6 protein-coding genes and 4 pseudogenes are annotated in these 8,716 nt (G+C 71.8%); 6 read left to right on the top strand and 4 right to left on the bottom strand.

The window, feature by feature from the left end:
• The 3 genes and pseudogenes from JNW89_RS38895 to JNW89_RS36815 form a co-directional block, all read right to left on the bottom strand.
• Window positions 1–131 (bottom strand): amino acid permease C-terminal domain-containing protein (locus JNW89_RS38895; RefSeq protein WP_238449964.1); only part of this gene is annotated, 131 nt, incomplete at its 3' end.
• A gap of 42 nt (window positions 132–173) precedes the next feature.
• A pseudogene (locus JNW89_RS36820) lies at window positions 174–737 on the bottom strand (amino acid permease); the annotation flags it as partial.
• The gene (locus JNW89_RS36815; RefSeq protein WP_375155119.1) at window positions 626–1,348 is read right to left on the bottom strand and encodes an amino acid permease; all 723 of its coding nucleotides are present in this window, start codon (window positions 1,346–1,348) and stop codon (window positions 626–628) included. The gene JNW89_RS36815 and the pseudogene JNW89_RS36820, both read right to left, overlap by 112 nt.
• A gap of 435 nt (window positions 1,349–1,783) precedes the next feature.
• Between JNW89_RS36815 and JNW89_RS19285 the strand changes: the two genes are divergently transcribed.
• The 6 genes and pseudogenes from JNW89_RS19285 (at window position 1,784) to argH (ending at window position 8,161) form a co-directional block, all read left to right on the top strand.
• On the top strand, window positions 1,784–3,448 hold the full coding sequence (locus JNW89_RS19285; RefSeq protein WP_238449962.1) for a glycoside hydrolase family 10 protein: 1,665 nt from the start codon (window positions 1,784–1,786) through the stop codon (window positions 3,446–3,448).
• 173 nt (window positions 3,449–3,621) lie between these two features.
• Window positions 3,622–4,131, top strand: a pseudogene (locus JNW89_RS37725) (phospholipase); the annotation flags it as partial.
• Window positions 4,105–4,970, top strand: a pseudogene (gene argF, locus JNW89_RS19275) (ornithine carbamoyltransferase); the annotation flags it as partial. The pseudogenes JNW89_RS37725 and argF, both read left to right, overlap by 27 nt.
• Window positions 4,967–5,482: an arginine repressor gene (locus tag JNW89_RS19270; protein WP_154937999.1), complete on the top strand. Its 516-nt coding sequence runs from the start codon at window positions 4,967–4,969 to the stop codon at window positions 5,480–5,482. The pseudogene argF and the gene JNW89_RS19270, both read left to right, overlap by 4 nt.
• Window positions 5,479–6,680: pseudogene (locus JNW89_RS19265) on the top strand (argininosuccinate synthase). Before JNW89_RS19270 ends, JNW89_RS19265 begins: the two are co-directional and overlap by 4 nt.
• Before the next feature lie 17 nt (window positions 6,681–6,697).
• Window positions 6,698–8,161, top strand: a complete 1,464-nt coding sequence (argH, locus tag JNW89_RS19260; RefSeq protein WP_238449963.1) for an argininosuccinate lyase — start codon at window positions 6,698–6,700, stop codon at window positions 8,159–8,161.
• Between the two features lie 38 nt (window positions 8,162–8,199).
• Here argH and JNW89_RS19255 read toward each other — a convergent pair whose 3' ends face one another.
• A complete protein-coding gene (locus tag JNW89_RS19255; protein ID WP_238449961.1) occupies window positions 8,200–8,553 on the bottom strand; it encodes an MmcQ/YjbR family DNA-binding protein in 354 nt (117 codons plus the stop codon).
• Window positions 8,554–8,716 lie beyond the last annotated feature (163 nt).

Below are 8,716 nucleotides of genomic sequence, written 5' to 3'. Positions count from 1 at the left end.
GTGCGGGGGGTGGGGGCGGGGTTGGCGGTGGCGAGGCGGTTGCGGCGGTAGCCGTAGCCGAAGTAGATGACCGCGCCGAGCAGCATCCAGATCAGGAACCGGATCCAGGTCTCCACCGACAGGTTGAGCATCAGGTAGAGGCAGGCCAGCGCCGAGACGATCGGTAGCACCGGGGAGAACGGCACCTTGAACGGCCGGTCCAGGTCGGGGCGCTTGCGGCGCAGGATCGGCACCGCGACCGAGACCAGCACGAACGCGCAGAGCGCGCCGATGCTGACCAGGTCGGCCAGGGCCGACAGCGGCAGGAAGCCGGCGAGCAGCGCGACCGCCACCGTCATCACCGCGGAGATCCGGTACGGGGTGCCCCAGCGGGGGTGCACCTTGGCGATCGACGGCGGGATCAGGCCGTCCCGGGAGATGGCGAAGCCGATCCGGCCCATGGCCACCAGGTCGACCAGGATCACGCTGGTCAGGCCGGCGATGGCCGCGATGGAGACCAGCACGCCGGCCCAGCCCGCGCCGGCCGCCTTGAAGGCCGAGGCGATCGGGGCGCCCCGGTCGATCTCGGTGTACGGCACCATGCCGACCACGACCAGCGAGACGCCGATGTACAGCACGGTGGAGATCAGCAGCGTGCCGAGCAGGCCCAGGGTGAGGTCACGCTTGGGACGGCGGGTCTCCTCGCCGAGGTTCGCCACGGCCTCGAAGCCGGTGTACGCGAAGAAGACCACCGCGGCGGCGCTGAGCACCCCGACGAAGCCGAAGACCGAGGGCTCCAGCCCGAACAGCGCCTGGGTGACGGGCTGCTTGATGCCGTCGTCGGCGGCGCGGCGGGCTCCGCCGGCGGGATGAACGGGGTGAGGTTGGCGGCCTCCACGAAGAACAGCCCGGCGGCCACGATGAAGACGCAGATGGCGACCTTGACCAGTACCAGCAGGTTGGTGACCCGGGCGGACTCCCGGATGCCGACGATGGCGACCACGCCGAGCAGCAGCACGATGCCGATCGCGCCGAGGTTGACGACGCTGCCCTCCTCGCCGAACCAGGCGGTGGGCAGGCCGAAGAGTTCGGCGAGGTAGCCGGACCAGCCCCGGGCCACCACCGCCGCGCCGAGGGCGAACTCCAGCAGCAGGTCCCAGCCGATGATCCAGGCGACGATCTCGCCCATCGTCGCGTACGCGTAGGTGTAGGCGCTGCCGGCCGTCGGCACGCTGGAGGCCAGTTCGGCGTAGCAGAGCGCGGCGAGCAGGGCGACCACCCCGGCGATGGCGAACGAGATCACCACGCCGGGCCCGGCGCTGTCCCGGGCCTCGATGCCGGTCAGCGTGAAGATGCCGGTGCCGATCACGATGCCGATGCCGAAGCCGGTGAGGTCGCGCGCGCCGAGGTGGCGCTTCAGCCCGAGCTTGCCGTCGCTCCCGTCGGCCTCGCCCTGGGCCAGCACGTCCTTGATCGGTTTGGTGCGCAGCACGGACACCGCGTTCACCCCTTCCTCGACCGCCCCCGTGGCGGCCGGTGACCGGCGATGCTACCCAGCACAGACCCGCGCCAATCACCACTTCACGGGCCGATCGGGCGCTGACCGCACGTGTGGGGACCGTCACGGCTCGCACCGGTGGCCGGGTTGGCCGCCTCCGGCGAGTTTGCCGGTATCGGGACATCCAGGTCGGACCCTTGCGCGAAGCCCATCAGGTGTGAAAATTTCCTACCAGCGGTAGATAGCCGCTGGCGAATCTTGCCAGGGACGCCGCGACAACCGGGAGCCCACGAAGGGACACACCGCATGAAGGCAACTCGGCTCCGAGCCGCCGGGCTGGCCGTGGCACTGCTCGGCGCGCTGGTCGCCGGCACGCCCGCGAGCGCCGCACCGGACACGGCGGCCACCGAACCCGCCACCACCGACTGCAGCACCGACCCGGCCACCCCGAAGCGCCAGTTCCGGGCCATGTGGATCGCGTCGGTCACCAACATCGACTGGCCCAGCAAGGCCTCGCAGACCGCCCCCGACCAGGTCGCCAAGCAGCAGGCCGAGTACCTGGCCTGGCTCGACCTGGCGCAGAAGCTCAACCACAACGCCGTCGTCGTCCAGGTCCGGCCGACCGCGGACGCGTTCTGGCCCTCGCCGTACGAGCCGTGGTCGGAGTACCTCACCGGGGTGCGCGGCCAGGACCCGGGCTGGGACCCGCTGAAGTTCCTCGTCACCGAGTCGCACAAGCGGAACCTGGAGTTCCACGCCTGGTTCAACCCGTACCGGGTCTCCATGCCGGCCCCGGGTGGCGCCGGCGCGGACCTCAGCAAGCTCGCGCCGAACCACCCGGCGCGGCAGCACCCGGAGTGGACCTTCGCCTACCCGCCGGCCGGCGTGGCCGGCAGCCGGCTCTACTACAACCCCGGCATCCCCGAGGTCCGCGAGTTCGTCCAGACCGCGATGATGGACGCGGTCAACCGGTACGACATCGACGGCGTGCACTTCGACGACTACTTCTACCCGTACCCGAGCGGCACCCACCAGGTGCCGGACGACGCCACCTTCGCCGCCCACAACCGGGGCTTCACCGACAAGGCGGACTGGCGGCGGGACAACATCAACCTGCTGATCCAGGAGATGAACGCCAAGATCAAGGCGGTCAAGCCGTGGGTGAAGTTCGGGGTCAGCCCGTTCGGCATCTGGCGTAACAAGTCCGCCGACCCGCTGGGCTCGGACACCACCGGCAGCCAGTCGTACGACATCATCTCCGCCGACACCCGCACCTGGATCAAGCAGGAGTGGATCGACTACGTGGTGCCGCAGCTCTACTGGTACATCGGCCAGTACCCGGCCGCCGACTACGCCCGGCTGGTGCCGTGGTGGGCCGAGACGGTGCGCGGCACCCGGGTGCAGCTCTACATCGGCCAGGCCGACTACAAGAGCGGTGAGCCGGTGTACGGGCCGTTCTGGCAGAACCCGCGCGAGCTGTCCGACCACCTGACGCTCAACCGGTCGTACCCGGAGGTGCTCGGCAACGTGCACTTCTCGGCCGTGCAGGTGCGGGCCAACCGGCTCGGCGCGACCGACATCTACGCCGCCGAGCACTACTCCCGGCCGGCGCTGGTGCCGGCGATGCCGCACCTGCCCGCCAAGCCGCTGCTGCCCCCGGTGGTCACCGGGGCGGAGCGGTCCGACGACGGGGTGCGGCTGAGCTGGCGGCAGCCGGCCGACGGCCAGGGCCCGATCGGCGACGCCACCTCGTACGCGGTCTACCGCTTCGACTCGGGCGAGCGGGTGGACGCCTGCGGCTTCGCCGACGCGTCCCACCTGGTCGGCACCCTGCGCGCCGACGACGCCACCGCGGTGCAGTCCTTCGTGGACGCCACGGCGGAGCCGGGGCGGACGTACACGTACCACGTGACCGCGCTGGACCGGCTCTGGAACGAGAGCCTGCCCAGCCCGGCGCGGGTGGTGCGCTGACCCAACCGCGAATGCCCCGGGCGGTCAACGCCCGGGGCATTCGTCTGTTTCATCGTCTGTCATCAATAGTACCCGCCGGTAACACATCGAGGCATGGGAATTGCTCGAAACTGGTCCGACCCACGGTGATCCACCGGTCACCGGTCGTAGACCACCCCGCGGAGGTACCCCGAATGCCCAGACGACTCGCCACCCTCTTCGCCGCCGGCGCGTTCGCACTGCTCGCCATGCTCGGCGTGAGCTCCCCCGCGTTCGCGGTGACGCCTGAGCAGAAGCTCTCGGTGCTCTCCAGCTGGACCCAGACCAGCGCCACCAGCTTCAACGCCTGGAACTCCGCCCGGCTGAACAAGGCCGCCTGGGCCGACTACGCCTTCGACTGGTCCACCGACTACTGCTCGTCCAGCCCCGACAACCCGCTCGGGTTCAACTTCACCCTCTCCTGCGCCCGGCACGACTTCGGCTACCGCAACTACAAGGCCATGGGCCAGTTCTCCGCCAACAAGGCCCGCGTGGACAGCGCCTTCTACGAGGACCTCAAGCGGTCCTGCGCCACGTACAACGCCGTCGTCCGGCCGGCCTGCTACAGCCTGGCCTGGACCTACTACCAGGCGGTCAGGAACTTCGGCTCCGTCGCCGCCGTCCAGCAGTCCGACATCGACCGGGCCGCCCGGATGAAGGCCGACCGGTTCGCGTACACGCCGCTGGCCGGGCCGCGGTCGTGGCGGTGCTCTTCGACAAGCAGAGCCTGCGCACCCGGATCTCCTTCGACGCCGGCATCGCCGAGCTGGGCGGCCACCCCCTGGTCGTGGACACCCAGGTCACCCACTTCGGGCGGGGCGAGTCTCTCGCCGACGCCGGGCGGGTGCTGTCCCGCTACGTCGCCGCGATCGTGCTGCGCACCCACGGCGACGACCGGATCGCCGAGGTCGCCTCGCACGCCACCGTGCCGGTGATCAACGCCCTCACCGACGGCTACCACCCCTGCCAGCTGCTGGCCGACCTGCTCACCGTCCGCGAGCACTGCGGCGGCACCCGAGGCCGGACCCTGGCGTACGTCGGGGACGCCGCCAACAACCTGTCGCACTCCTACCTGCTCGCCGGCGCGACCGCCGGGATGCACGTGCGGGTCGCCGGCCCGGCCGGTTTCCAGCCCGACCCCGACGTGGTGGCCCGGGCCGAGAAGATCGCCCTCGGCACCGGCGGATCGGTCCGGGCGCTCGTCGACCCGGTCGAGGCGGTCCGCGGGGCCGACGTGGTCGCCACCGACACCTGGACCTCGATGGGCCAGGAGGACGACGGGCTGGACCGGCTCACCCCGTTCCGGCCGTACCAGGTCAACGACGCGCTGCTGGCCCACGCCGCGACCGACGTGATCGTGCTGCACTGCCTGCCCGCGCACCGGGGCGAGGAGATCACCGACGAGGTGCTCGACGGGCCGCGCAGCGCGGTCTTCGACCAGGCGGAGAATCGCCTGCACGCCCAGAAGGCGCTGCTGACGTATCTCCTGGAGGCCTCCACATGACCGCCCCGCTGACCCGCGCCGCCCGGCACGGCCGCATCGTCGAGCTGATCCGCGACAAGGCGATCCACTCGCAGACCGAGCTGGCCGACCTGCTCGCCACCGACGGCATCCAGGTCACCCAGGCCACCCTCTCCCGCGATCTCAAGGAGCTGGGCGCGGTCACCGCCCGCGGCGGCGACGGGCGGGGCGTCTACCTGATCCCGGAGGACGGCCAGCGACCGCTGCGCGACGCCGAGGCCGCCCCGGCCCGGCTGGTCCGGCTGCTGCGCGAGCTGCTCAACGGGGTCGACTCCAGCGGCAACATCGCCGTACTGCGCACCCCGCCGGGCGCAGCCCACTACCTGGCCAGCGCGTTGGACCGAGCGGGCCTGCCCGAGATCGTCGGCACCATCGCCGGCGACGACACCATCCTCGTCGTGGCCCGCGAGGCCGTCGGCGGGGCCGCGCTCGGCGACAAGCTCGCCGGGTGGGCCCGCCGGGAAGAAAATGTTGAAGGGAGCACCACACCATGACCGAGCGGGTCGTCCTTGCCTACTCCGGGGGTCTCGACACCTCCGTGGCCATTCCGTACCTCGCCGAGCAGACCGGCGCCGAGATCGTCGCGGTGGCCGTCGACGTCGGACAGGGCGGCGAGGACCTCGACGCCATCCGGCAGCGCGCGCTGGACTGCGGCGCCGTCGAGTCCGAGGTGGTCGACGCGCGTGACGAGTTCGCCGCGACTACTGCCTGCCGGCGATGCGCGCCAACGCCCTCTACATGGACCGCTACCCGCTGGTCTCCGCGCTGTCCCGGCCGCTGATCGTCAAGCACCTGGTGGCCGCGGCCCGCAAGCACGGCGGCACGATCGTCTCGCACGGCTGCACCGGCAAGGGCAACGACCAGGTCCGCTTCGAGGTCGGGCTGAGCGCCCTCGCCCCCGACCTGAAGATCATCGCCCCGGCCCGGGACTTCGCCTGGACGCGGGACAAGGCCATCGCCTTCGCCGAGGAGAAGGGCCTGCCGATCGACGTGTCGGCCAAGTCGCCGTACTCCATCGACCAGAACCTCTGGGGTCGTGCGGTGGAGACCGGCTTCTTGGAGGACATCTGGAACGGTCCCATCGAGGACCTGTACTCCTACACCGCCGACCCGGCCGAGCCGCGCGACGCCGACGAGGTCGTGATCACCTTCGACGCCGGCAACCCGGTCGCCATCGACGGCGAGACCGTCACCCCGTACCAGGCGATCCTGGAGCTGAACCGGCGCGCCGGCGCCCAGGGCGTCGGCCGGCTCGACATGGTCGAGGACCGCCTCGTCGGCATCAAGAGCCGCGAGGTGTACGAGGCCCCCGGCGCGATCGCGCTGATCATCGCCCACCAGGAGCTGGAGGCGGTCACCGTCGAGCGCGACCTGGCCCGGTTCAAGCGCGGCGTCGACCAGCGCTGGGGCGAGCTGGTCTACGACGGCCTCTGGTTCTCGCCGCTCAAGGACAGCCTGGACGCCTTCATCGACGACGCCCAGCGGCACGTCTCCGGCGAGGTGCGGCTCACCCTGCACGGCGGCCGGGCCACCGTCACCGGCCGGCGCTCCGAGGCCAGCCTCTACGACTTCGGCATGGCCACCTACGACACCGGCGACACCTTCGACCAGTCCCTGGCGAAGGGTTTCGTGCAGCTGTGGGGCCTGCCGAGCAAGATGGCCGCCGCACGGGACGCCCGGCTGGGCGGCTAGGAACCGTGGCAACCACAATGGGCGGCGTGGACGACAAGAGCCTGACCGAGAACAGCGCCGCCACCAACCGGACGAGCCTGTGGGGTGGCCGGTTCGCCGGTGGCCCCGCCGAAGCCCTCGCGCGGCTGTCGGTGAGTGTCCAGTTCGACTGGCGCCTCGCCCCGTACGACATCGCCGGCTCCCGGGCGCACGCCCGGGTGCTGGCCGGCGCGGGCCTGCTCGACCCGGAGGAGCTGGGCCGCATCCTGGCGGCGCTGGACGATCTGGAGGCGGCCTGCGCCTCCGGGCAGTTCCGCCCGACCATCGACGACGAGGACGTGCACACCGCCCTGGAGCGCGGCCTGCTGGAGCGGCTCGGCAGCCTCGGCGGCAAGCTGCGCGCCGGGCGGTCCCGCAACGACCAGGTCGCCACCGACCTGCGGCTCTACCTGCGTGACCACGCCCGGGGCGTGGCCGCCCGGCTGGTCGAGCTGGCCGAGGCGCTGGTCGAGCAGGCCGAGCGGCACGTGGACACTGCCGCGCCCGGGATGACCCACCTCCAGCACGCCCAGCCGGTCACCTTCGGACACTGGCTGCTCGCCCACGTGCAGCCGCTGCTGCGCGACCTGGAGCGGCTGCGCGACTGGGACCACCGGGCCGCGATCAGCCCGCTCGGGGCGGGCGCGCTGGCCGGCTCCGGCCTGCCGCTGGACCCGGTGGCCGTCTCCAAGGAGCTGGGCTTCCGTACGTCGTTCGCCAACTCGATGGACGCCGTCGCCGACCGGGACTTCGTCGCCGAGTTCCTCTTCGTCACCGCGCTGGTCGGGGTGCACCTGTCCCGCCTCGGCGAGGAGGTGGTGCTCTGGACCTCGCACGAGTTCGGCTGGGTGGAGCTCGACGACGCCTTCGCCACCGGCTCGTCGATCATGCCGCAGAAGAAGAACGCGGACATCGCCGAGCTGGCCCGGGGGAAGTCGGGCCGCCTCGTCGGCGGGCTGATGAGCGTGCTCACCATGCTCAAGGGCCTGCCGATGACCTACGACCGGGACATGCAGGAGGACAAGGAGCCGGCCTTCGACGCGGTCGACACCCTGGAACTGCTGCTGCCGGCGCTCGCCGGGATGATCTCCACCATGACGGTACGCGTCGACCGGCTGGTGGCCGCCGCGCCGGTGGGCTTCTCGCTGGCCACCGAGGTGGCCGACTGGCTCGTCCGCAAGGGCGTGCCGTTCCGCGACGCGCACGAGATCACCGGCAAGCTCGTCGCGCTCTGCGTGGCCCGGGACTGCGCCCTGGACGAGGTCTCCGACGACGACCTCGCCACGGTCAGCGAGCACCTGGACCCGAGCGTGCGCGACGTGCTCTCGGTCCGCTCGGCGCTGGCCGCCCGGACCACGCCCGGCTCCACCGGCCCCGGCCCGGTGGCCGACCAGCTCGCCGCCGCCGCGGACAAGCTGGCCGGCTGGCGGGAGTGGAGCAGCGAGCGGGTCGTACCCCGCTGAGGTCGACGGGTCGGCGCGGCGCGACGCCGCGCCGACCCTCACACCGTCGGCCGCTCCCGTTTCGGCAGCTTCGCCACCACCGCCTCGTACGAGCCGTCGACGGCCTCGATCAGCTCGTCGTCCGGGATCGCGCCGTTCAGGCGCAGCGAGTTCCACCCCGACCGCCCGATGTACGCCGACGCCTTCGCGTCGTCCGGGAACCGGTGGATCCACTCGTCGGCGACCTCCCGGTTCGGGCCGCACTTCACGCCGACCCGCGCCTCTCCGTCCGGCGAGCCGAGGAAGGCGAAGATCCGGCTTCCCACCTTCACCACCTCGTCGCCCTCCCAGGGCTGGTCCAGCCGGGCGCCCGGCTTCCCGAGGCAGTACGCCAGCATCTCGTCGCGCGTCATCGCGTCCTCCCGGTGGCAGCGGTCACCGGCACAGTCTCTCCGACCCGTCCAGCCCCGGGGCACCTCCGCGCCGACCGGGCAGCCCGGAAGCCAGCGCCTCGGCGCCGACCGGGCGGTCGGCAAGCCGGCGCCTCGGCCCCGATCGGGCGGTCGGGAAGCCGGT

The sequence above is a fragment of the Micromonospora sp. 4G55 genome, assembly GCF_016803375.1.
The sequence above is the reverse complement of the archived record's forward strand: the minus strand, read 5'-3'. Positions and strand labels throughout refer to the sequence as shown.